Raw genomic sequence first — 24132 nt, forward strand, 5'->3', positions numbered from 1 at the left:
ATATGCCCGATAAAAACTTAAATATTAGCGAAGCCGCGCTTCAATTGACCGAAGTCGTCTCCCTGATCAATCAGGTGAACGACTTTAGTATTGCGCTGGATATGATTCTCGATACCTGTGTGGAGTATCTAAAAATACCGCATGTGGGCGTGGCGCGTTTTAAAGAAGACGAAGAAAAGTTCCAGATCGTAAAGAGCCGCAACTTCGATCAAAATCTTAAGGATCGTTTTCGCTTCAATCTGTTTACGCCCATCAATAATTTCGTTATTCGTAAAGAAAGAACCTCGGCGTTTAAAAATCTTGGCTCCCGCATTCAGATTGGCAACGAGCGCTTCGAACTGGAAAGCGCCTTTAAAACGCTGTACCTGTTGCCGTTCCGCTTTCATGAACAAATTAACGGCTTTTTAATCATTCATATCTATCAGAGCGAAGACGATCTTTCCGAATCTACATTAACGTTGCTGGAGAGCTTTGTCAATCTGGTAGCGCCTATTTTTCACGTTTTTGGGCCTCTTAAAACGCATAAGCGAGGCGGTGAAAATATTATCAGTAAAATTATTAAAGATCGAATCAACGAAGCGCGTTTAGGGCTATTCCCCGTTTCGTTTGCCATCTTCCGCATTCAATTGTGGCAGGAAATGATCTCCTCTGTTGCTCTGCAGGACACCGTACAGACCTATCAGCAAGTATTCGAAAAAAGACTCGGGCAACTGGGCGACGTGATATGGCTGACGCTCGATACGGCCTTTTTTATCTTTCCCAATGCCGACCTGTTTACCATCGAGAGTTTATGCAGCGCTTTAAAAGAAGAGATTGAAAGCAACTTTAATAGACAGGACGACCAGGTTGAGATTAATGTAAAATATGTTTCCATCAGCTATCCGCAATCTGGTAAAGAAGGATACGATATCATCAATCAACTGTGGCTCCGTTTATTTGATGAATTACAGGCTGATTTTGCAACCAATCATTAAAACGGGGAGAGAACCGACGAGTAATAAAGGAAAGAGGACGTTTTTTTTGAGGTAAAAAGTGTTTAATGAAAAAACAATATTAATCGTAGATGATGACCCGGCCATTTTAGAGATGATCTCTGAAGGACTGGTAGAACACCAATTTCGCGTGATTACCGCCTCCGGCCCTGAAGAGGCGCTTGATAAAGTGAAAACCGCTTCGCTGGGCCTGGCTCTTTTAGACCTTGATCTCGGCTATCAAAAAATGAACGGCATCGATCTGGGCATCCGGCTGCTCGAACAATTTCCTGAGTTGATCATTGTCATAATGACCGGTTACCACAACATCAAATACGCCATTCAGGCCATGCGTGAATTTTCGTTTCATTATATGATTAAACCTTTTCGGATCGATCAGATTATCTCTCTTTTTGAGCGCGCTTCTTACGAACTGCAGCTCAAAACGGAAAATCAGCGTCTGAAAGAAGAGATACAAATGTTGCAGGAAGAAGTGCATCGACTAAAAAAAATTCTGAAAGAGATCCGGCCCGAAGAGGCGAATTTATCGGTAGCGGCCAGAGAAAAAGAACTACGCAATAAAATTAAAAATAAACAGGCCTTAAATTCCTACCAGCGGCAAAAGGGATAGCGCGTGCAACCTCTAAAGAATCCGCAATTTCAACCGATACCTAACAATTTAATTCTTTTAATGTGGAAGTATTTTTTAACCAATAATTGCTTGCAGGAAAAGGAGCAATATGGACGTTCAGAAGATTCTTGTCGTTGACGACGATGAACATTTGCGCATGGTGTTACAAGAAACGCTGGAATCGGGAGGATATAAGGTAAAAATAGCATCTTCTGGCAACGAAGCGCTTTCTATTTTAAAAGAAGAGGCGTTCGATCTTTTAATCACCGATTTGATGATGCCGGGTATTAAGGGCGTGGAACTGGTAGGCAGGGCCAAGGAAATTTACCCCAACATTGGAGCCATGGTTATTACCGCTTATGGAACGATTGATCGGGCGGTGGAATCTATGCAGAAGGGGGCGTTCGATTTTATTACCAAACCCTTTTCAATCAGTCAAATCGAATCGCGCGTTAAACGTTTTTTTGAATTTCAAGCTCTGCAAAAAGAAAACGTTGTTTTAAAGAAGAAACTGGAAAGATTTCGGCTGACTCAGAAGATTGTGGGGGAAAGTCCGGTTATTAAAGAGGTGATGGATCACATCGCAATTGTGGCCAATAGCGATGCGACGGTATTCATCCGCGGCGAGAGCGGAACTGGTAAAGAACTGGTGGCGCAAGCCATTCATGACCGTTCGGACAGGGCGGATAAACCGTTCCGCAAAATCAACTGTGCGGCTGTGCCGGAAACGCTGTTCGAAAGCACGCTGTTTGGCCACGAAAAAGGCGCATTTAGCGGCGCTTACCGTCAGCAAAAGGGCATTTTCGAAGAATGCCACGAAGGCACCATTCTGCTGGATGAAATCAGCGAAATCCCCCATTCGCTGCAGGCTAAACTGCTGCGCGTGCTTCAGGAAATGAAAATTACGCGCGTAGGCAGCACGGAAGAAATACCCGTTGACGTACGGATCATTGCCACCACCAATCGCAATATTGATGAATTGATCAATTCCGGTAAGTTCAGAGAAGATCTGTTCTTCCGCCTGAATGTCTTTCCCATAACTCTGCCTCCGCTACGGGATAGGAAGGAAGACATCCCACTGATTATTGACCACTTTCTTTCGACATTAAAAGACAAATATCATTTTACCGAAAAAAAGATCTCTCCGTCGTTAATGAAACAAATTATGGAGTACGACTGGCCCGGCAATGTTCGCCAATTACAACACATGCTGGAAAGAGCGATTTTGTTTTCCGGAAAAGAAGTGACCATTACTGAGAAGCATTTTAAATTCGAAGAAGAAGGCCGTAGAAACAGCGCAAAAGGGGGAAACGGTTCGCTGGAAGTTATGCCCCTGGCAGAAATGGAAAGAAAGTTAATCTTCGCCGCGCTGAAAAAAACGAACAATCATCGCACCCGCGCGGCCGAGCTGTTAGGCATTACGGTCAGAACATTGAGAAATAAATTACATGAGTACGAAGAACAGGGATTAACGGACGAGGAATTATGAATCGTATAGAAACCATACCATCCGGTGAATTTTATGTAACGCGCAAAACCGACGTAAGCGCTCAGGCCTTTTTAGGCAGTTGCGTGGGGCTTGCCATTCTTGACTTCCAGTCGGAAGTGGGCGGTTTGTATCATATTTTGCTGCCGCAGCCCTCGGGAACTTTCAGTGTGCCCGAGCCCAAAAAGTATGCGGTCACCGGCCTACCGCTCTTTTTGGCCGAGCTGGAAAAATTGGGCGCAAAACGCGAAAATATGAAAGCCTTTCTGGTCGGTGGCGCATTAATGGGCGATGTTTCGGATCTGGACCTGGCCTTCGATTTTGGAGGAAAGACTACCGAGATCGTGGAAAGTTTTTTGACAGAAAATAAAATTGAGTTAGTGCAGGAAGAAACCGGCGGTTATTTCGGCTACAAAATGACAGCAGATTTCTGGAACTTTAAGGTGGATATTAGTTTGACCGGCTCCAACTTTATGCAGCGCCGCAAACACGACGTCATTCCTCAGTTAGAAAGCATCGATTCGGTCATCCAGAAAATTAAGCCCATTCCCCAGATCGCATTAAAAGTAATCCGCATGATTCACTCCTCCGATGTCTCCATGGCAACCATTGGCAAGGAGATTCGGCAGGACCAGGTATTGACGGCTAAAATCATCAATTTGTGCAACTCGGCTTATTTCAATCCAAAAAAACGGATTGAGACCATCGATGAAGCGGTGGTGATGCTGGGCGAGCGCCGCATTCTGTTATTGACCTTTTCGATCTTTACGGAATATTATTACAAAGACGCCGACAATGGCTATTCTTTGTGTAAAGGAGGTTTGTTTCAGCATGCGCTGGGCGTGGCCAAAGCAGCCGAAGAAATCGCGCGGGAAACGCGCAAAGTTGAGCCCGAATTGGGCTATACCGCCGGTCTTTTGCACGACATCGGCAAAATTGTCCTCGATCAATGGGTGGATCATTTCTATCCCATGTTTTACCGCAATCTTTACAGCGATAAAAATCTGACGCTGGTCGATGTGGAGCGCAAGGTGTTTAATATCGACCATACCCAGGCCGGAACCAAACTGGCCAAACTGTGGGAACTACCGGAAAGTCTGGCTTACACCATAGAATTTCACCATCAGGTTGAACGGTATGAAAAATACGAAAACCTGTTGCACGTTATTAACCTGGCCAACTTGCTGGTCAGCTATTTTAAATCCGGCCTGATTTTAAACAAGTTTGACGAAAAAAACCTGATGGCTTCCGTGCAATATCTGAATCTGGATTCTGAGCATTTACTAAAGATTTTAGAGCGCATTCCGTTCAACAATTTACATTCATTTTCAGAACAGCTCCGGTGAGTTATTGGTTCACTGCTGTTTTATGCGGGCGCTTTGCTCGCACTGATGGTCATTCCGGCTGAGCGCAGCGAGAGGTGGAATCCCCTGCATTATGAAAGGGATTCCCGCTTACGCGGGAATGACGTGGAAGGGGGGAAGGGATTCCCGCTTGCGCGGGAATGACTGTCCGGGTGTCATTCCGGCCGAGCGCAGCGAGAGCCGGAATCCCTGCATTAAGAAAAGGATTCCCGCTTGCGCGGGAATGACGTGGAAGGGTGGGAGGGATTCCCGCTTTCGCGGGAATGACTGCCTGGTGTCATTCCGGCCGAGCGCAGCGGGAGGTGGAATCCCCTGCATTATGAAAGGGATTCCTGCTTGCGCAGGAATGACGTGGAAGGGGGGAAGGGATTCCCGCTTTCGCGGGAATGACTGTCCGAGTGTCATTCCGGCCGAGCGCAGCGAGAGCCGGAATCCCTGGATTATGAAAAGGATTCCCGCTTGCGCGGGAATGACGTGGAAGGGTGGGAGGGATTCCCGCTTTCGCGGGAATGACTGTCCGGGTGTCATTCCGGCCGAGCGTAGCGAGAGCCGGAATCCCCTGCATTTTGAAAGGGATTCCTGCTTGCGCGGGAATGACGTGGAAGGGTGGGAGGGATTCCCGCTTTCGCGGGAATGACTGCCCGGGTGTCATTCCGGACGAGCGTAGCGAGAGCCGGAATCCCCTGCATTATGAAAGGGATTCCTGCTTGCGCGGGAATGACGTGGAAGAGTGAGAGGGATTCCCGCTTTCGCGGGAATGACTGTCCGGGTGTCATTCCGGCCGAGTGCAGCGAGAGCCGGAATCCCTGGATTATGAAAAGGATTCCCGCTTGCGCGGGAATGACGTGGAAGGGTGGAAGGGATTCCCGCTTTCGCGGGAATGACTGTCCGGGTGTCATTCCGGCCGAGCGCAGCGAGAGCCGGAATCCCTGGATTATGAAAAGGATTCCCGCTTGCGCGGGAATGACATGGAAGGGTGGAAGGGATTCCCGCTTGCGCGGGAATGACTGTCCGGGTGTCATTCCGGCCGAGCGCAGCGAGAGCCGGAATCCCCTGCATTTTGAAAGGGATTCCTGCTTGCGCGGGAATGACGTGGAAGGGTGAGAGGGATTCCCGCTTTCGCGGGAATGACGTGGAGGGGGGAAGGGATTCCTGCTTTCTCAAGATGTTTCTTGCTGAAGTGGTAAGAAAACACCTTTTGTTTTTCCTTCTTCTCTCTCGAAAAACAAATATTCACCTGCCAGAAATCAATGCAAATAACCTCACATAGTCGGGGGGAAATTATTAATAGTTCTAAAGGAAATATTTTCCCGCTGTGGTAGAAGCCAAATAATCAACCGCTAAAAACACCAATTTTTAACGCTTAACTAAGTATTGGTAAATTAATGATTAAAAGTGTTTTTCTATTCTTCTTTTCGCCGGTCGTTAAAATTGGCACAGCGCTTGTATTAGAAATGAGCGGAGGTGATAAACATGAGAATATTTGAATTACAAAATTTGAATCTTTTAAAGAAGTCTTTAGACGTGTACACCAGGCAGCATGAGGCCATCGCCAAAAACATTGCCAATGCCAACAACCCTAATTACAAAAGGGTCAATACAGATTTTTCTTCGGAGCTTAAAGCGCGATTAGAGGGCGTTTTAAAAACAGAAAAAGCGGGTCACATTGCCATGCCAACCCAGGTACACAGTAAGTTAAGCGAAAAAGACGCAGCGCAGAAAGAGGTGGATTTAACCAGAGAAATGGGTGCGCTGGCAGAAAATCAGATTCGCTTTGAATTTGCAAGCAAAGTACTGGCCGGGAATTACCGTTTGTTGAGTCAAAGCATAACCGGTAGGTCTCAATAGGAGGTTGAGAGATGAAAACGCCTGGAATTTTTTCAGCTATCAAATGGACGATGTCTGGCCTGAACAGCCAGGTTAGAAAGATGGATGTGATAGCGGAAAACATCGCCAATGCGGAGCGCGCGCCGGATGAGAACGGCAAGTTGTACCAGCGAAAGATGGTTGTAGAAGAAGAGGGCGCACGCGTGAGGCGACCGGAATTTTTAAATCAACTGGCGCTGAAACTGCGTAAGGCAGATAAAGGGCATCTGCCGGCCATGCTGGAGAGCGACGGCCCGCTTAAAGCCCGTCCTGGCGATCCGTTAAAACTAAAGGTGGTGGAGGTAAAGGGCGAAAAATTGGTTTACAATCCGGGACATCCGCGCGCCGATGAAAACGGCTACGTTCGCATGCCTAATGTGAATATTGTGGAAGAGATGGTCGATTTGATTTCCTCTTCCCGCGCTTACGAAGCCAATACCACCGTGCTGAATGCCGCCAAACGAATGGCTAAAAATGCACTTAACATTTAGGTGAGGTTATGAAAATTTCGTCGAACAACTGGTCTGTTAAAAACCTGGAAAAAACCTATCAACAGGTCAGTCCGCGGGTCGAAAAAACGCAGCCGGCCAAAACGGCTCAAAGATTAAAAGGCCTGTCCAGGCTGACCGCTTTTACCAGGAGCAAAAAGCTTCTACCGCAGGATATCTTAAGCCTGGACGAAAAAATCACACTCAAACGCCTGTTCGAAGATCAGGCCTCTTTTAATTTTTACGGAAAGTCAAATAGACCCGGGGCGATATCCGGTATGTTGCTGGACGTAACAGGATAGGGGGAAAATGATGGCAGGAATCGACAAATTGCAAAGCGTTAACATCCGTGAACTGCAGGGACGCAGTACCGCCTCTGTAGAAAAACAGACGGCAAAACAAACGGGCGAAGTTAAAAGCTTTGGCGAAACCATTAGCGAGTTTGTACAGGCCGTCAATGATGCGCAAAAAGATGCGGCGCAGGAAGTGAGCGATGTGATTCAGGGAAGATCGCAAAATCTGCATCAGGCCATGACGACCATCGAAGAAGCCCGCCTGAGTTTTCAGCTAATGCTCGAAGTACGCAATAAATTATTGGAAGGCTATCAGGAACTCTCACGCATGCAGGTGTGAGCTACCTAAATTAAGAGGAGCGTAGAAGATGAATCAGGTTGCCGGAAAAATGTGGCAGATATTTCAGCAGTATTCTTTCAAGCAAAAGATGGTAATCAGCACCGTGTTGCTGGCTTTTGTTTCCGCTTTAATCGTTTTGATTTTGTGGGCCAACCGCACGGAGTACGATTTATTGTTTGCCAATCTGAATTCCGCTTCCGCCAGTTCTATTGTCAGCGATCTGCGCGAATCTAAAATTCCCTACCGCATCGAAGACGGCGGCAAAAGCATTTACGTACCTAAAGACGCTGTGGCCGAGCTCCGTTTAAAATACGCCCAGGCGGGGTATTTAAAAGATACCATTACCGGTTACGAATTATTCGAAAATAATAAAATGGGAATGACCACCTTTATGCAGCGCTTAAACATGAAGCGCGCTCTGGAAGGCGAGCTGATGCGCACCATCAATCAATTTCAGGAAGTGCAGAGTTCCCGCGTCCATCTGGTCATTCCCGAAGACCGTTTGTTTGAAGAAAACAAAAAGGGCAGCGCTTCGGTAGTGGTAAATTTAAAGCCGGGCGCCGACCTTTCCCCCGCGCAATTAAAAGGCATTGCCGCGTTAGTGGCCAACAGCGTGGAGGGCATTGAACCGGAGAACGTGGTGGTGATGGATTCGCGGGGAGACGTGCTACTGGAAGGCAATAAAGAAAACAGTTTGCTGGCCAATGTCAGCAATCAATACCAGATGCAGCAGAACATTGAAAAAACGTTGCAAGAAAAAGTGCAAAGCATTGTGGCTGGCGTGGTCGGCCCCCGAAACGCGGTTGTAAAGGTAACCGCCGAGCTCAACTTCGATCAGATCGAAAGAACAAAAGAGGAATACGACCCCGATAATCAGGTTTTGTTAAGCCAGGAAGAATACACCGAAACTTCCAACGACCTGGCCGACTCGGTCAATAACTACACAGTGCGCAAGGTGACCTCCAACTACGAGCTGAGCAAAACGGTGGAGCGTTACGTGTCCAATTCCGGCAAGATTAAACGCCTGGCCGTCGCGGTGCTGGTCAACGGCAAATACACAAAGGTTACTAACGACGACGGAAGCGTCGAGCTTAAATACGAACCGCGCAGCGAGGAAGAGCTAAATCAGATTGCCGCCCTGGTAAAAAGCGCGGTGGGCTACGACGAAGAACGCGGCGATGTGGTGGAAGTGCAGAACATGCAGCTGGTAGATAGTACGCCGCCGGTAGAAGAGCCTAAATTTATCGATCAGATCGGTTTTGATTTCTGGCAACAATTGATCACCTACGCTCTGGTGGCGCTTGGTCTGCTATTGGGTTTTATTTTGCTGCGTAACCTGCTTAAAACCAGCATCAACAATTTGATGGTTCCGGCTCCGGAAGGCGCGCCTGCTCTGGCCGAAGGAAGCGCGCCTGAACAGCAGCAATCGTTGCCGCAGGCCGGGCAGGGCGAGCAGACCGTTAACGAAGTGGTCGGACAGGTGGCCGGCGAAGAGCCGCTGGCCCTGCCGGAAGATATGTTCATGAAAAAACTGAGTCCGGAGGCGCGCGCCAAACTGCGGGCCAACGATAAAATGACCAGCGAAGTTTACAACTTTGTTAGCGAAAAACCAGAAGACGCCGCGCGTTTGATCAGAGCATGGCTGATTGATGATAAAAGAAGGTGAAAAAACAATGGCAGAAGTAAGCGTTTCACGCAGAAGATTAACCTCGATTCAAAAAGTAGCGTTGTTGATGATCGCCCTGGGCGTTGAAAAAGCTTCCATGATTCTTAAAAATCTGAATGAATCGGAGGTAGAAAAAATTTCCATCGAAATGGCCAAACTGCAAAACGTTCCGGCAGAGGTCATCAGCGAAGTGATTGTGGAATTTTATGAAATGATGACGGCCAACAAATTCATCGTGCAGGGCGGAATCGATTACGCCCGCGAATTACTGGAGGCGGCCTGGGGCAAAAAAAGAGCGGAAGACGTTCTTAAAAGAGTGGAAGCGGAAACCGAAGTGAGCGCCTTTTACTTATTGCAAACGGTGGACGACAAACAGTTAATCAACTTTTTACAGAACGAGCACCCGCAAACCGCGGCCTTAATTCTTTCTAACCTGCGCCCCCGCCAGGCGGCGGCCATTATTTCCGAAATGCCCGAAGAGATGCAGTACGAAATCGCCTACCGCATTGCCACCATGGAAAAGACCTCGCCGGAGCTGGTGGAAGACATCGAAAATGTTCTGCGCGAACAGCTGGGCAACCTGTTTGGCGGCAACCTGAGCAAAACCGGCGGCGTGGAAACCGTGGCCGAAATCCTCAATTCCGTCAACCGCACGGCAGAAAAGAATATTCTCACCCATCTGCGCGAAAGAGATTCGCAACTGGCCGAAGAGGTCACCAACCTCATGTTCCTGTTCGAAGACATTGTACATCTGCCCAATGCCACTATTCAACGCATTTTGAAAGAGGTCGATTCCAAAACGCTGGCCCTGGCCTTAAAAGCCACCAGCAGCGAGCTGAAAGAACGCATTTTTAAGAACATGTCGGAACGGGCGGCAAAAATGCTAAAAGAAGAATTGGATTATCTGGGACCGGTAAGAATTAAAGACGTGGAACAGGCGCAAAAAGAGATTCTGGAAACGGCGCGCAGACTGGAAGAACAGGGCGAAATTATGCTCGTGCGCGGCGAAGAAGAAGAATTGATTGAATAAAAGGGAAAACGATGCTGCAATTTAAAGTGAAAATATCCAAACCCATCAAAAACATTGAGCCGCAAATTATCGATAGCCGGCAGGCAAAAAACGACAGCACCGCCGGAAAGGAGAAAAGCGGTAAAGCGTCGCTGGTGGAAGCGCAAAAGATTAAAATCTTAAAAGATCGCATCAAAATTCTCGAGCTGGAATTACAGCGCGCGCGCGAAGAATCGTTTAAAGCCGGTTACGAAGAAGGAAAGCAGAATACGCTGCGCGCAGCCAACGAACGCATTGCCGAAGCGCGTCAGCAAATTGAACGCATCCAGAAAGATTACCGCGAATCCGTCGAACGCATCGAAAAACCGCTGCTGGAGCTGGCCAAAAAGATGGCTCAAAAGGTGCTGGAAATAGAGCTCTCTTTAACCGATGAGCACCATCAGATTTTGATGAATCAGTTGCGCAGAATGATCCAGGAAGTGCAAAACGAAAAACATGTTACCGTTCAGGTAAATCCCCTGCACCTGCCCGATTTGAACAGCGCCGATATCAAAGAAGCCTTCCATCTTCCCAAAGAAATGGAATTGACGGTTTTGCAGGGTAAACAACTCAAAAAGGGCGAGGCGTTTGTCAGTAGCGACCATTTTTACATCGACGGACGTTTTGAATCGCAAATCGAAGAATTAGGCAATCAACTCATTCACGGAGAAGAGGAGTAATGTTAAGTTTGCAAGAAAAATTCGAACGGCATTTTCACCGGCTGGATGAGTTGAGCCCTATTTCTGTGGACGGCAAGGTAAAACAAATTACCGGCGTGGTCATCGAAGCCACTGGCCGCAATGGCAGCGTGGGCGATGTTTGTGAGATTTTTACGCGTAGCAATAAAACAATTAAAGCGGAAATCGTCGGCTTTAAAGATGAAACCATTTTGCTCATGCCGCTGGGCGAAACCCTGGGCGTGGCAACCGGCAGCCGCGTTAAACGTTCTGCAATCCCATTGCGTGTGCCGGTGGGCGATATGCTGCTGGGAAGGGTGCTGGACGGCCTGGGCAATCCGATGGATGGCAAAGGGGTAGTCCCCACCAGACAGTACCGAACGGTTTTCAACTATCCGCCCAATCCGTTAAAGCGCAAAAGAATCGATCAGCCGCTGGCTACGGGCATTCGCGCCATTGACGGCCTGATTACCCTGGGCAAAGGCCAGCGTGTGGGCATCTTCGCCGGTAGCGGAGTGGGTAAAAGCGTGCTGCTGGGCATGATGGCCCGTTACACCAACGCCCATGTCAATGTCATCGCACTGATTGGCGAGCGCGGTCGCGAGGTAAGGGAATTTATCGAACGCGACCTGGGGCCGGAAGGCCTAAAAAGATCGGTGGTTGTTGTAGCCACTTCGGATCAGGCGGCCACAGTGCGCATCAAAGCCGCCCTGATTGCCACCACCATTGCCGAGTATTTCCGCGATCAGGGATTGGATGTATTGCTTTTGATGGACTCGTTAACGCGCGTGGCCATGGCCCAGCGGGAGATCGGGCTGGCCATTGGCGAACCGCCCACTACCAAGGGTTATACGCCTTCGGTCTTTGCCCTGATGCCGCGCCTGCTGGAACGGGCGGGCAATTCCGACACCGGCAGCATTACCGGCCTGTACACCGTGCTGGTGGAAGGCGGCGATCTGGACGAACCGGTAAGCGACACAGCCCGATCCATCCTCGATGGGCACATCGTTCTTTCCAGAAAAATTGCAACGCGCGGACACTTTCCGGCCATCGACGTGCTGGAAAGCGTAAGCCGTTTACGGAACGAGGTGACGCAGCCTGAACATCAAAAGATGATCGTCAAACTGCTGGAAACCATGGCCATATATCGCGAATCGGAAGACCTGATCAATATCGGCGCATACAAAAAAGGAACCAATCCTCGCCTGGACGAGGCGATCGAAAAAATTGAGGCCATTAACGACTTTTTAAAGCAAAACATTGACGAACGCTCAACGTTTGAGCAAACCATAGAACGCATGAAGGCAATCATTTAAGAGGATAAATATGCCGCGGGTTAACCATTTCAGGTTACAAAAAGTACTGGAGTTCAAGGAACATCTGGAAAATATGCGCACGCTGGAACTGTACAAAGCGCAAACGCAGCGCGCAAGAGCCGAAGACGAACTGCGCGCCCTGCACTCTTCTAAAGAGGCGCTGTTACAACAAGCCAGCCAGAAATACCACTCGCCAGATAAACTGAATCTGGCGGATTTACAGATCCATTTGAGTTATCTGGGACAGTTACACGACTCCATTGAACGCCAGAATCGGAGCGTTGAAGATTTAACGAAGGCGGTTGACCATAAACGCCTGGAATTAAACGAAGCGGTGAAAGAGCGAAAAATCATTCAAACTCTGAAAGATCAGTTCGCCGAACGTCAAAAACTACAAACCAAAAAAGCCGAAAATGCAAAGATCGATGAAATTGCATTGCGCCAGAAGAGCCGAAACGGGGAACAGGGAGAGTAGCCGATGGTGCGCATCCTGATAATAAGTACGTTAAGCATGCCTGTTATTGTGCTGGCCATTGTAGGAGCCATCTTTTTGATTAATCCGCCGCAGCCTGCTCCGGCGCCGGCTCCTGTTCCGCAATTATCGGAAAAGGAAAAGCGAATTAAGATTAAGGCGCACGTCATGCAGGATTTTCGCAACAAACGGTGGGGAGAGTTGCGCCACACTCTGGACAGCCTTTTTACCGTTATCGATTTGCTCAATGACTCTTTAAAACGAAAAGAGGCGATTATCGACACATTAAATCAAAAAATGGTCTTTTACCAGAACGACTATCAAAACCTGGAAAAACAAATTGCCGATTTGCAAAAGAAATTAGGTCAGGCTAAAGAAGAGGAAAAGAAGATAAAAGACCTGGCCAAAACGCTTTCGGGCTTAAAGGGCAAAAGCCTGGCCAGAATTGTGGCTAAAATGGACGATCGAACCGTCATCAAAATTTACAATCAAATGAGCAATACGTCTAAAAGAACTTTAATGAGCAGTTTGCCGGCAGAACGAGCCGCAGTTATTGCGCAAAAAATAATCAGAAATTAGTTGGGTGCAGCATGAAAAATTTAATTTTGGATTTAACAGGCTCTGTCAAAAAGAATTTGCTCCATGGCGCTGAGCAAAAAAACAAGGGGTTGCTCACTAAGGGCGAACGGGGTGTGGCATGGAAGGATCAAAACAGCCTGTTTTACAACCTGTGGGCGGCGCAAAGCCAGACGCCGGTTAAACAGGTTAAAGCCAGTAATGAGCCAATCGTCATTCCCGTGCAAACGGCTGCGGCTCGTCTTTCTAAAAATCCACAGCAGAAGTTAGCGGCAGACACAAAACAAGGAAGAATCCCGACCGCTCTTGACCATCCAGAAGGGCAGGATACAGGCCCCGCCGCAGAAAATTCATTGCAGGCCTTTGTATTAAACGTTCCGCTGGCGGCGGCGCAAAAAACCATTGAAACGCCATCGGCCGTCCCCGCCGGGCAAACAGCGCAAACGGCTTTAGAAACGCTGACCGCCAGAATTCTCCAGACCGCCTTAAATAGCCGTGCTTTAGCGGGCCTGTCGTCAAAGATCGTTAAAGTAGATTATCAAATAGAACCCGGGGCCTTTGCAACCATTCAGCAGAAATTAGGCCTGAACACAGCAAAAGGAGTGGCTGGCTTAAACGGAGGAGCGCAATCCGCAAAGGGTAGCGTATTTTTTAAAAATTTAAGCGGTCAAATGTGGGAAGCGGTTGAAAATCCGGCAGAGATCCAGCGCCTTGTCAAACAATTCAGTCTGAAAACCACGCCCGGAATGGAAGCGACGATTAACGCGCAGAAAGGCCAGGGCGAAGCGCCATTGGCCTTAGAGGTTAAAATCAACACAAAAGGCCTGTCTGCCCTACAAAATCCGGATGCCGCCGGCCTGCAGCAAGGAAGCATGTCCCGGCTCGAGGGCAAAAAAGGCGGAGCGAAAAACCCCACTGCGCCGCAAACGAGCGTGAATAACGAACCATTCCCCGGCGCAACAGCGCAAAAAGGCGCGGATTTAAATGTTCCGCTGAGGCTAAAGGTCGAACCTGTGCAGAAAACAACGGGAAGCAGCGTCTTAGAGGACGGTCTGGCAGAAACATTGAAACAGTCACAGACTCAGGCGACGGATGAATTGTTCAAACAACTGAAAATAGAGATACAACAGCTTCCGACGCCCGTTTTCAATCGTGGGGCGTCCATGGTTGGGCCGAACGTTGCCGCCGCTTCTCATTTTTCCAATCTGGAAAATGTGGTGGCTAAAATTCAAGAGCTGCTGGATCAGGCGCGCGCCATGCATCTGCAAAACAGAAATATTCAGATGAGCCTGGAGGAGACGCCCGTGGGCAAAATGGATATTCAATATCGGTCCAACGAACATCAATTAACCATTCTCGTGGAAAACGAACAAATAAAAAACGAGCTGCTCAAATTTACGCCTGTCATTCAACAAAACCTGTCAGATAAAGGCATTGCGCTCAATGGGTTTCAAGTAAATGTGGGGCAGTTCGGGCAGTCCGAAGGCGGCAAACACGCTTCGGGCAAAAATAATCATAAAACGGCAAACGCCGCTAAAGCAGGAAAGGAGGTGACGGCGCATGAATCGCAATCCACCGCTTTAAATCGCAAGTTTGGATACAACACCATGGAAATAACCATTTAGGAGGAAGATCATGGGCGACATGATTAATTCCATTACAAACACAAACGTAGTAAATAGCGCACAGCAAAATATCGTTTCAGACAACGCGGATCTCGGGAAATATGAGTTCCTGCAATTGCTGGTGACGCAATTGAAAAATCAGGATCCTCTATCTCCCATGCAAAGTCAGGATTTTGCCGCGCAGCTGGCCCAATTTAGCTCGCTGGAACGTTTGATGGATATCGACAACAGTTTGCAGCAGGGAATGGATGCCGACATGCTTCTGGCCCAGACCATTCATAACACCATGGCCACCACCTTTATCGGAAAGGAAGTGCTGGCCTACGGCGACTCTTTTTCGCTGCTGTCTGGCGAAAGCGCCTCGTTAAGTTTTGAATTAAACGGATCGGTAAAAGAAGCCACCATCGAAATTTACGACGAAAACGACCAGCTGGTGCGAACGATTAAGATGACAGAGCTGGAGAAAGGCCGTCACAGTGTGGAGTGGGATGGCATGGACGAGGCAGGCAACGCGTTGAACGGCGGCATTTACCACTTTAAGGTTAAAGCCATCGATGAACAGGATAATGCGGTTACGGTTCAAACGTTTACGCGCGGTATTGTTTCCGCCATCAAATATGAGCAAGGACAGCCGGTATTGCTGGTTGATGGTAAAGAGATCTATTTCGGCGAAGTTGTTCAAATTGGTTAACGAGGTGTGCCATGAAAGTCGCTGAATTACAAATCAAACAGAACATCCGGCCCCTTAAGCCTGCCGATTCGGCTGCCGGAATTCAAAAGTCAGGTGGCGCAAGGCCAGAGACTCCCTTCGGTGCGCTTCTGGAACGGCAGTTGAGCGAAGCCAGCGGCCTTAAATTTTCGGCGCACGCCATAAAGCGCATGGAAACGAGGGCGCTAAGTTTGAATGAGCTCGATTTACAACGCCTGCAACAGGGGTTGCAACAACTGGAAGCCAGAGGCGCGCAAAACTCAGTGATCGTCATGGACGATCGGGCCTTTGTGGTCAGCGTAAAAAACAGAACGGTGGTTACGGCCATCGATCAGATTCAGAATAATCAAAAGATATTTACCAATATCGATAGTTTAGCAATCGTGTAATGTAAACAACAGGATGAAGGGCTGGTCCTTAACAGGGAGCCCTCAATCCGCCGAACGACAGAAGCGGATTAAACCAAAAAAAGGAGGGTCTTACAATGTTGAGATCATTGTTATCCGGCGTATCCGGTTTAAGAAACCATCAAATGCGGATGGATGTAATTGGCAACAATATTGCGAATATCAACACCATCGGTTTTAAAAGCGGGCGGTTAAATTTTTCGGAAGCGCTGAGCCAGACCATCGGTCTGACGAGCGCCACAAGCGTCAATCCCATGCAGATTGGCCTGGGAATGCAAACCACGTCCATCGAAAATCTGTTCAACCAGGGGAGCCTGGAGCAAACGGGTGTATTGACGGATCTGGCTATTCAGGGCGACGGTTTTTTTGTGCTGAACGCGGGCGAGATGCGTGTTTTAACGCGCGCCGGTCAGTTCTTTTTTGACACCGACGGAAAACTGGTGAATCATAGCGGCCTGGCCGTTCAGGGGTGGATGTTGAACCAATCCAATCAATCAATAGGCTTTGGCACGGGCAATTTAAGCGATATCACCATCGATATGGATATGGTTTCTGAGGCTAAAGAGACTCAAAATATCTGGTTGTCCGGCAATTTGAACGCCGGATTAAAAACCACCAGCGAAGTGTGGACTCTGGGCAGCGCTTTAACCATTGGCGGGGCCAATGCCGACGCCAGCACCGCGTTGAATGCGCTGGACCAAATCAACACGCCGCTGGTGGCCGGCGACACCATCGAAATAACAGGAACCAACCCGGATGGCACGGCGGTCAGCGCCACTTACACCTATTCCGCTGGCGACACCATTCAGGACCTGTTAGACGCCATTAATTCTGCCTTTAACGGAGCAACGGCTGCCATGGTTGACGGAAAGATAGTTTTAACGGATACCGAAGCCGGCGATAGTTCAACTTCCATCCGGCTGACCAATGGGGCGGCCAATACGGGACGCATCGACCTGGCGAATTTTGTAAATACGGTTGCCGGCGAAACCGGTCGCGCTAAAACGTCGGTGGTGATTTACGACTCGCTGGGCGTCAGCCATAATGTAATTCTGGAATTCACCAAAACCGCCAATACAAACGAATGGACCTGGGTAGCCAAAACCACCGGCGATGAAGAAATTCTGTCCGGCGGGAGCGGACGCGTCACTTTCAACGAAGCGGGAAAGTTGACGTCTTTTACCTTCGACAATGGCGATACTCAGTTGCAGATCGATCCCAAAAATGGCTCTGAAATTTTGTCTATTGATTTGCACACCGAAAGCGGCGAAGGGCGCATGGGGCTGACGCAATTCGAATCGCTTTCAACGATCAGCGTTAAAGAGCAGGACGGCCGCGCCGTTGGACGCCTGGTTAGTTTAACCATCGATAACAAGGGCGTGATCAATGGCACCTTTAGCAATGGCGAGAATATGTCGCTGGCCAAAATTGCCCTGGCTCAGGTGCCCAATAAAGGCGGATTAATTCAATTGGGCAAAGGATTATATCAGGCCGGAATGGCATCGGGTTCTATGCAAATTGAGGAATTGGACGAGAAATCAATCAATTCAATTATCTCCGGCACGCTGGAAATGTCCAATGTCGATGTTTCCAAAGAATTTACCGAGATGATCACCACACAGCGCGGATTTGAAGCCAGTGCTAAAGTGATTACAACGGCAGATCAGATGCTGGATGAACTGATTCGTTTGAAACGCTAACTTTTTAAGATTCCGCAGATCGAGCCGATAACCCGGTCTGCGGAATTTACCTTAACTAAGGAAGTTAGGGCTTAATAAAACTGGAGAGGATAACAAGTGGATTTAGCAACCATAATAGGGATTGTTTCGGGAGTTGCTCTGGTTGTTACAACCATCGTCATGGGCGGCAGTCCTAAAATTTTTATTCACGTGCCTTCCATGATGGTTGTGTTCGGCGGCGCGACGGCAGCTACTCTGATCAGTTTTCAGCTCAAAGAAGTGCTGGGCGTGCTCAATGTGGTGCGCAAGGCCTTTTTTAGCGAGAGCATAGACAACGTGGCGCTCATTAATCGCATTGTAGAGTTGTCTAAAAAGGCGCGCAAGGAGGGCTTGCTGGCTATCGACAAAGAAGTCAATCAGATTGAAGACGCCTTTTTGCGTTCGGGCATGGAAATGGTTGTGGATGGAACCGAGCCGGAGCTAATCCGCAATATTATGGAAACAGAACTCTCGTATTTGATGGAACGGCACAAACGGGGGCAGGATATCTTTAGCGCTCTGGGAGAGTATGCCCCGGCATTCGGGATGATTGGTACATTGATCGGTTTAATCGGCATGTTGCAGAACCTGAACGATCCCACACAAATCGGCGGCGGTATGGCTGTGGCTTTGATTACAACCTTTTATGGCGCTCTGGCCGCCAACCTGGTGTTTAACCCCATCGCCGGAAAGTTAAAAAATCGCTCTGAAGAAGAAGTGCTGGTTAAAGAAATGATTATTGAGGGCGTTTTGTCCATTCAATTTGGGGAGCATCCCAATACGATCCAGAGAAAATTAATGAATTTCCTTTCGCCTAAACAAAGGGTTTTTGAAGAGTAAACCGTTATGAAGAAAAAACAAGATATACCCAAAAAGGGCGCCCCGCCCTGGATGACGACATTTAGCGACATGGTAACCTTGCTGATGGTCTTTTTTATCATGATCCTGTCCTATTCAACCATCGAGCTGGAAAAATTTAAAGGGGCGGTGAGTTCCATGAAAGGGGCGTTGGGAATTCTTGATAATATGAAGAACACGATTACCAATGAGTTGCGTCAGAGCCATCAGGGACGGGACTTTTTCAAAGAACAGGTCGAAGACAAGATGACGCGGATCAAAGATCTGATCGGCAACGAAAAGATCGCCGATCAGGTTTCGATTGAGATGGACGGCAGCGGCATTCACATCCGACTTGGAGATAATATTTTGTTCGATCCCGGACGCGCCGATTTGAAAAAGCAGGCCTTTCCCATTCTAAAAGCCGTGGCCGATGTGGTTAAAGACGATTTTAAACAGATCTTTGTGGAAGGCCATACGGATAATGTGCCCATCCACACTTCGCGCTTTCCCAGCAACTGGGAGCTTTCGGCGGCGCGCGCATTGAGCGTTGTGCGCTATTTGCACTATGTGGAAGGCATTGACGCCGCACGACTGGCGGCGGTCGGCTATGGCGAATATCGGCCGCTGGTGCCCAATACCACCCCGGAAAATCGGGCTAAAAACAGAAGAGTAGAAATTTACATCAAATTTGACGAATAGAAAGGGTCGTTATGGCGGAAGAAAAAGTACAGGAAGCGAAAAACCCAACCAAATGGGGTTTAATCATCGCGCTTTTTGGCGTGCAGATTCTGGTGGCCGTTGCGCTGGTTTATTTTCTGATTTTGCCGCGCTTAAGTCCCGCTTCCAGCGGTGAGCCCGAAGCGCAAAAAAAGGAACAGAAGGTCGATAAAAAGAAACCTGGCATTCTGGTCACCATCGATAATCTAACCATCAATCCCAAGGGCAGCTTTGGAAGGCGCTACGCCGTTTTTGAGGTGGCGCTCGAAGTGCCGGATGAAAAAGCCAAGGCGGAAATCGAGAAATTCAAGCCCAAAATTGTGGACGCTTACCTGCTCTATTTGCGCTCAAAAACCGTAGAAGACCTTACGATAAAACTGGACATCGACCTGATGAAGCAGGAAATGGTTGAAAAAGTGAATATGATTTTGGGTCAGCCTTTGGTGCAAAATTTATATTTTACCCGGTTTGTATTAGAATAGGTGGGGTTTCCCGATGGCCAAAATTCTATCGCAAGAAGAAATTGATGCTTTGTTAGCCAATGTTTCAAGCGAAACCTCGTTTGAAGAAGAAAAACAGCCGCAAAAGATTACGGTTTACGATTTCAAACATCCGAACCTGGTTTCCAAAGAACAGCTGCGGTTGATGGAAACCATCCACGAAGGTTTTGCCCGAAACTATGGCGTTTATCTTTCTGCGCAATTGCGGATGATTGTGGAAATGAATTTGCTGGCCATTGATCAGATTATGTATTCCGAATTTGTCATGTCCATCGCTCCGCCCAGCTGCATTTATGTTTGTAAAATGGAAGAGCCCGCTTCCCCTTTTGTGCTGGAGATGAATCCGCAACTGGCTATCTTTATGGTGGAACGATTATTCGGCGGGCCGGGCAGCCCGGTCAATGAGGCACGGCCCATCTCTGTTATCGAACAAAAAGTTATGAAACGTGTTGTCAGCCGTTTGCTGGAAGAAGTCACCAAAAACTGGGAGATCGTCACTAACCTCGAGGCATCGATCGAACGGTACGAAAGCAATCCGGAGTTTGTTCAGATTGTTCCCTCGTCCGAGCCAGTGGTTGTGGTTTCGTTCGAAATCAAAATTCACGGCCATTCCACGTTGATGAATATTTGTTATCCTTATATGTGGGTTTCCAGCATCATCTCTTCGCCTGACGTACAGGACAGAATTCTATTCGGAAATAAAGAGGCCACCCAGGATGAAAAAGAGATCATCGAAGAAAATTTGCGACAAACCCCGCTTAATCTTAGCGTTTTATTAGGCAAAACACATATTACGATAAAAGAATTTCTGGATTTACAAATGGGAGATGTAATACAGCTGGATAATCAGACGGATAATCTGTTGCCCATCCTGGTCAATAACAAGCACGCCTTTGACGGGGTGGTCGGTTTGCGTAAAAAACGTCTGGCCGTTAGAATTGATTCCATAGTTAAAGGAGAGAACAATGAATGATAAACAGCTAATTGGTAAGTATAAGGAACAGGTGGATGAATTGCGGCAGGTTTTAACCAAAAGTCTGTCCGATCTGTTTCAACGGCCTATCATGATTGGTGAAGAAGTAAAGGCCCATGACGATATCGAGCAGAGCCTTTCGTCCTTGCCATTGCCAGGCATTGCCCTGATGTTTCAATCCGGAAAAGAAGCTAATCGGCTTAATCATCTCATCCTCTTCCCGGATCAGTTCGTTTTACTGTCTTACGCCTGGATGGTAGGCGAAGAACCCGCGCAGCAGGTTGACGAGAACCATCTGGACGGTTTGCGCGAAATTTTTAACCAGATTCTTGGTCAAACGCGCATGGCCATTCCGGACGACAACTTCCGTTTTCATGTAGAAAACCTGCAGGTGGGCGTAGCCGAATCGCCCAAAGACATCTACCAGGGCGAAAATGGCTTTTACGTGCTTCAGGGAATTTTTAAATTACAATCGGAGAATGAAAATTTTGACATCACACATCTGGTGTGGAGCGAGCAGTGGACAGCCGGGCAGATCGACGAAGAGGCGCAAAGCGATGAACATTCATCCGCTGCAATAGATAACGTGGCCGTTGAACCGGTGGAATTTGGCTCTTTAGGCGGTAATGGTCGAACTTACGAAAACAATCCCAATATCGAAATGTTACTTGATGTGGATCTGGAGATTTCTGTAGAATTGGATCGTAAATCCATCCTGGTTTCTGACCTGTTAAAGATGGGCAAAGGCTCTATCATTGAATTCAACAAATCGGCCGGAGAGCCGCTGGATATTCTGGTGAACGGGCGAAAATTCGCCGAGGGCGAGGTGGTGGTGATTGACGATAAGTTCGGAATTCGCATTACGCAGTTAATGAGCCCGAGAGAACGGTTAAAAACTTTAGCTTAAAAAAAAGACCTTCATTGAGGAGTTGGGTGTTGACTTTACGGAAAATATTGGGCATGGTTTGTGTAATTGCCGTATTAGCGGCAACGGGTGCTGCACAAACCCAGACTTTTTTTGCTGACACCAGCGCACAAATGTCCGATTCGACTGTGCCGGCCGCGCAGCAGTTTGAACAAACGCCTTCTTTAACCGGGCATTACATTAAACTGTTGCTCATTACATTTGTGCTGCTGGGCGCCCTTTATTTAATATTGCGCATTTTGCGTAAGTTGCAATACGGAAATACAACTCTGAAAAATGAGCCGATAAGAGTGCTCAGCAAAACCTACCTTTCTTCCAAACACAGCCTGTGGGTCGTCATTGTGGGAGGGAACAAATACTTGCTGGGCGTAACCGATCATAGTATCAATTTAATCGATAATTTAGGCCCCGCCGCAGAAGAAGAACTGCTTTCTGCCAGCCCCGGCGCTCTGCCTTCCTTTGGAAACTTGCTGGATAAAATAAAAAGAACCTCTTCCTGAGCGCAGCATTTTTTAACATAAACGGAAATTTTTTCCTTAAAGAAAATTCTTTTTCCCTTATGCTGAAATTCCCGTAAAAGAGTCCTCGCCTTCAGCGCTTGTTTAATGCCTTGATTTTTAAGCTATTATGCGCAAGAGCGTCCTTTAATTTTTGCCGTTTTCTGTAATGGCATGAAATTTGTGTTAGATAAAGGCGAGTACAAATAAAGGACGCAAATGGGAATGAAGCGAAAAATACTCTTGCTGATGATTCTGGCGCTGGTCTTTGCGGCATTGCCCCAAGCGGGACATGCCCAGTCTGCCTTGCCTAAAATTTCGATTGGTCTGGAGCAAAGCGATGATCCAAACGCATTGATGCCCACCATCCAGATTTTAATAATGATTACCATACTCAGCCTGGCGCCTTCGATTATTATCATGATGACGTCCTTTACGCGCCTGGTAGTGGTGTTCCATTTTTTACGGCAGAGTCTTTCCACGCAAACCGTGCCGTCCAATCAAATACTGGTGGGGCTGGCCCTGTTTTTAACCTTTTACATCATGCAGCCGGTTATTGTACAAATCAACAACAACGCCCTGCAGCCTTATTTGAACAAGGAAATCAGTCAGCAAGAGATGTTTAAACGCGCTTCCGTGCCGCTGAAAAAATTTATGTTAAAGCAAACCAGCGAAAAAGATTTGCGTTTGTTTGTCAATCTGAAAGGCGGCGAAAAGCCCCGAACGCCTGAGGAGGTGGAGTTAACAACTTTGATTCCGGCTTTTATCATTAGCGAGTTGACGACAGCCTTTAAAATTGGATTTTTGCTCTATTTACCCATGTTGCTGATCGATATTGTCGTGGGCAGTGTTTTGCTTTCCATGGGAATGATGATGTTGCCGCCCATTATGATTTCCATGCCATTTAAAATTTTACTGTTTGTTCTGGTGGACGGCTGGTATTTGTTGGTGGAATCATTAGTGCGAGGATTTTGATATGACAACGGATTTTGTGCTTTACATTAGCCGACAGGCTTTAACGACCGCTTTTTACATCTTGCTGCCGGTGCTGGGCGTGGGAATGCTGATCGGGCTGGTGGTGGGCGTCTTTCAGGCGGCCACGCAAATTAACGAAATGACCCTGGCCTTTGTCCCGAAAATCATCGTTATGTTTCTGGTCATTTTTTTGCTTTTGCCCTGGTTTTTGAATTTACTGATGGATTTTACCGTTGAAATATTTAACTACATGGTATTGGTGAGCCAGTGAAATGTATGAACTGATCGACAAAATAAGTCGCCTAACCCCATTGTACCTGCTGGTTTTCAGCCGGCTTTCGGCCATGCTGGCTACCATGCCCCTTTTTGCCTTTAGTACGGTAAATGTAAGAGTGCGCATATTGCTGGCCTTTATTCTTACGCTGATTATCGCGCCGATTTTAAGCCAGCAAATGAGTTATCAACCAACGGCTTTTTTGCAAATGGCGCTGGACATCATGCGCGAGGTGCTGATCGGTTTGATGGTAGGTTACGGCGCGCAGATTATTTTTGAAGCCATCATGATTGCCGGAACCTACGTGGGCTTTCAACTGGGGCTGGCCATCATGAACGTTATTGATCCCACCAGCCAGGAGAACATGCCCATTATCGGTAATTTTTGGGTGATGGTGGTGCTCATGTTGTTAATCGTTACCAATACGCACCATTTTTTGATCGAGAGTCTGTTTTTGAATTTTAAGGTTATCAAACCGGCGTCGGCCGTTTTTCACGCCGCCGCTGGCCAGACTTTTATCCGCAGCGGCTCGATGATGTTTGACATGGCCATTCGTTTTGCCGCGCCTTTGATGATTTTTATTCTACTCTTTGACGTGGCCATCTCGTTTATGGCCAGAGTGATGCCGCAGATGAACATCTTTTTTGTCAGTTTACCCTTAAAAATCGCCTTTGGCATCTTTTTACTGATCGTCTCTCTGGATATTTTCCAGGGATTGTTTGCCTATATTGCCGACCAGATGGAAGGACTGGTTGGCGACATAATCAGAGGAATTTAA

Annotated in this window: 27 protein-coding genes; all 27 read left to right on the forward strand. The window is 47.8% G+C overall.

What is annotated here, in order from left to right; translation table 11 throughout:
* The first annotated feature begins 2 nt into the window (after positions 1-2).
* The 27 genes from Cabys_RS06785 (at position 3) to fliR (ending at position 24132) form a co-directional block, all read left to right on the forward strand.
* Entirely contained in the window at positions 3-974 is a 972-nt protein-coding gene (locus Cabys_RS06785) for a hypothetical protein (protein WP_006929508.1), read from the forward strand.
* Between the two features lie 58 nt (positions 975-1032).
* Entirely contained in the window at positions 1033-1602 is a 570-nt protein-coding gene (locus Cabys_RS06790) for a response regulator (protein ID WP_006929515.1), read from the forward strand.
* Positions 1603-1711: 109 nt separating this feature from the next.
* A complete protein-coding gene (locus Cabys_RS06795) occupies positions 1712-3091 on the forward strand; it encodes a sigma-54-dependent transcriptional regulator (protein WP_006929517.1) in 1380 nt (459 codons plus the stop codon).
* The gene (locus Cabys_RS06800) at positions 3088-4434 is read left to right on the forward strand and encodes an HDOD domain-containing protein (protein WP_006929519.1); all 1347 of its coding nucleotides are present in this window, start codon (positions 3088-3090) and stop codon (positions 4432-4434) included. The genes Cabys_RS06795 and Cabys_RS06800 overlap by 4 nt, the downstream gene beginning before the upstream one ends.
* A 1491-nt stretch (positions 4435-5925) precedes the next feature.
* Positions 5926-6300 carry a flagellar basal body rod protein FlgB gene (gene flgB, locus Cabys_RS06815; protein WP_006929521.1) on the forward strand — a complete coding sequence of 125 codons (375 nt, stop codon included), beginning with the start codon at positions 5926-5928 and terminating at the stop codon, positions 6298-6300.
* Between the two features lie 11 nt (positions 6301-6311).
* A complete protein-coding gene (gene flgC / locus Cabys_RS06820; protein ID WP_006929522.1) occupies positions 6312-6809 on the forward strand; it encodes a flagellar basal body rod protein FlgC in 498 nt (165 codons plus the stop codon).
* Between the two features lie 8 nt (positions 6810-6817).
* Positions 6818-7108, forward strand: coding sequence for a hypothetical protein (locus Cabys_RS06825; protein WP_006929525.1), 291 nt, complete (start codon positions 6818-6820; stop codon positions 7106-7108).
* A gap of 7 nt (positions 7109-7115) precedes the next feature.
* Positions 7116-7439 carry a flagellar hook-basal body complex protein FliE gene (gene fliE, locus Cabys_RS06830; protein WP_006929526.1) on the forward strand — a complete coding sequence of 108 codons (324 nt, stop codon included), beginning with the start codon at positions 7116-7118 and terminating at the stop codon, positions 7437-7439.
* A gap of 28 nt (positions 7440-7467) precedes the next feature.
* Positions 7468-9105: a flagellar basal-body MS-ring/collar protein FliF gene (fliF, locus tag Cabys_RS06835; protein WP_006929527.1), complete on the forward strand. Its 1638-nt coding sequence runs from the start codon at positions 7468-7470 to the stop codon at positions 9103-9105.
* A 7-nt stretch (positions 9106-9112) separates the two neighbouring features.
* Positions 9113-10135 carry a flagellar motor switch protein FliG gene (gene fliG, locus Cabys_RS06840; RefSeq protein ID WP_006929528.1) on the forward strand — a complete coding sequence of 341 codons (1023 nt, stop codon included), beginning with the start codon at positions 9113-9115 and terminating at the stop codon, positions 10133-10135.
* 26 nt (positions 10136-10161) lie between these two features.
* A complete protein-coding gene (locus Cabys_RS06845; protein ID WP_169833698.1) occupies positions 10162-10833 on the forward strand; it encodes a FliH/SctL family protein in 672 nt (223 codons plus the stop codon).
* Positions 10833-12146: a flagellar protein export ATPase FliI gene (gene fliI / locus Cabys_RS06850; protein WP_006929530.1), complete on the forward strand. Its 1314-nt coding sequence runs from the start codon at positions 10833-10835 to the stop codon at positions 12144-12146. The genes Cabys_RS06845 and fliI overlap by 1 nt, the downstream gene beginning before the upstream one ends.
* Positions 12147-12156: 10 nt before the next feature.
* Positions 12157-12621, forward strand: a complete 465-nt coding sequence (fliJ, locus tag Cabys_RS06855) for a flagellar export protein FliJ (RefSeq protein ID WP_006929531.1) — start codon at positions 12157-12159, stop codon at positions 12619-12621.
* A gap of 3 nt (positions 12622-12624) precedes the next feature.
* Positions 12625-13197: a MotE family protein gene (locus Cabys_RS06860; RefSeq protein WP_006929532.1), complete on the forward strand. Its 573-nt coding sequence runs from the start codon at positions 12625-12627 to the stop codon at positions 13195-13197.
* Positions 13198-13208: 11 nt separating this feature from the next.
* Entirely contained in the window at positions 13209-14819 is a 1611-nt protein-coding gene (locus Cabys_RS06865; protein WP_006929533.1) for a hypothetical protein, read from the forward strand.
* Between the two features lie 10 nt (positions 14820-14829).
* Positions 14830-15510, forward strand: coding sequence for a flagellar hook assembly protein FlgD (locus Cabys_RS06870; protein WP_006929534.1), 681 nt, complete (start codon positions 14830-14832; stop codon positions 15508-15510).
* A gap of 11 nt (positions 15511-15521) precedes the next feature.
* Positions 15522-15917, forward strand: coding sequence for a TIGR02530 family flagellar biosynthesis protein (locus Cabys_RS06875; protein ID WP_006929535.1), 396 nt, complete (start codon positions 15522-15524; stop codon positions 15915-15917).
* 95 nt (positions 15918-16012) lie between these two features.
* On the forward strand, positions 16013-17635 hold the full coding sequence (locus tag Cabys_RS06880) for a flagellar hook protein FlgE (RefSeq protein ID WP_006929536.1): 1623 nt from the start codon (positions 16013-16015) through the stop codon (positions 17633-17635).
* A gap of 96 nt (positions 17636-17731) precedes the next feature.
* Positions 17732-18493: a motility protein A gene (locus tag Cabys_RS06885; protein WP_006929537.1), complete on the forward strand. Its 762-nt coding sequence runs from the start codon at positions 17732-17734 to the stop codon at positions 18491-18493.
* A 6-nt stretch (positions 18494-18499) separates the two neighbouring features.
* Positions 18500-19192, forward strand: coding sequence for an OmpA/MotB family protein (locus tag Cabys_RS06890; RefSeq protein ID WP_006929538.1), 693 nt, complete (start codon positions 18500-18502; stop codon positions 19190-19192).
* Positions 19193-19203: 11 nt separating this feature from the next.
* The gene (locus tag Cabys_RS06895) at positions 19204-19692 is read left to right on the forward strand and encodes a flagellar basal body-associated FliL family protein (protein ID WP_006929539.1); all 489 of its coding nucleotides are present in this window, start codon (positions 19204-19206) and stop codon (positions 19690-19692) included.
* A gap of 13 nt (positions 19693-19705) precedes the next feature.
* Complete coding sequence (fliM, locus tag Cabys_RS06900; RefSeq protein ID WP_006929540.1) at positions 19706-20683, forward strand: flagellar motor switch protein FliM; 978 nt, start codon at positions 19706-19708, stop codon at positions 20681-20683.
* Positions 20676-21590 carry a flagellar motor switch protein FliN gene (fliN, locus tag Cabys_RS19620; protein WP_006929541.1) on the forward strand — a complete coding sequence of 305 codons (915 nt, stop codon included), beginning with the start codon at positions 20676-20678 and terminating at the stop codon, positions 21588-21590. Before fliM ends, fliN begins: the two co-directional genes overlap by 8 nt.
* 26 nt (positions 21591-21616) lie before the next feature.
* Positions 21617-22108, forward strand: coding sequence for a FliO/MopB family protein (locus Cabys_RS06910; protein WP_150109290.1), 492 nt, complete (start codon positions 21617-21619; stop codon positions 22106-22108).
* Positions 22109-22324: 216 nt separating this feature from the next.
* On the forward strand, positions 22325-23080 hold the full coding sequence (fliP, locus tag Cabys_RS06915) for a flagellar type III secretion system pore protein FliP (protein WP_006929543.1): 756 nt from the start codon (positions 22325-22327) through the stop codon (positions 23078-23080).
* Between the two features lies 1 nt (position 23081).
* A complete protein-coding gene (gene fliQ, locus Cabys_RS06920) occupies positions 23082-23351 on the forward strand; it encodes a flagellar biosynthesis protein FliQ (protein WP_006929544.1) in 270 nt (89 codons plus the stop codon).
* 1 nt (position 23352) lies between these two features.
* A complete protein-coding gene (gene fliR, locus Cabys_RS06925) occupies positions 23353-24132 on the forward strand; it encodes a flagellar biosynthetic protein FliR (RefSeq protein WP_006929545.1) in 780 nt (259 codons plus the stop codon).

This window comes from Caldithrix abyssi DSM 13497, from assembly GCF_001886815.1.
GTDB classification, from domain to species: domain Bacteria; phylum Calditrichota; class Calditrichia; order Calditrichales; family Calditrichaceae; genus Caldithrix; species Caldithrix abyssi.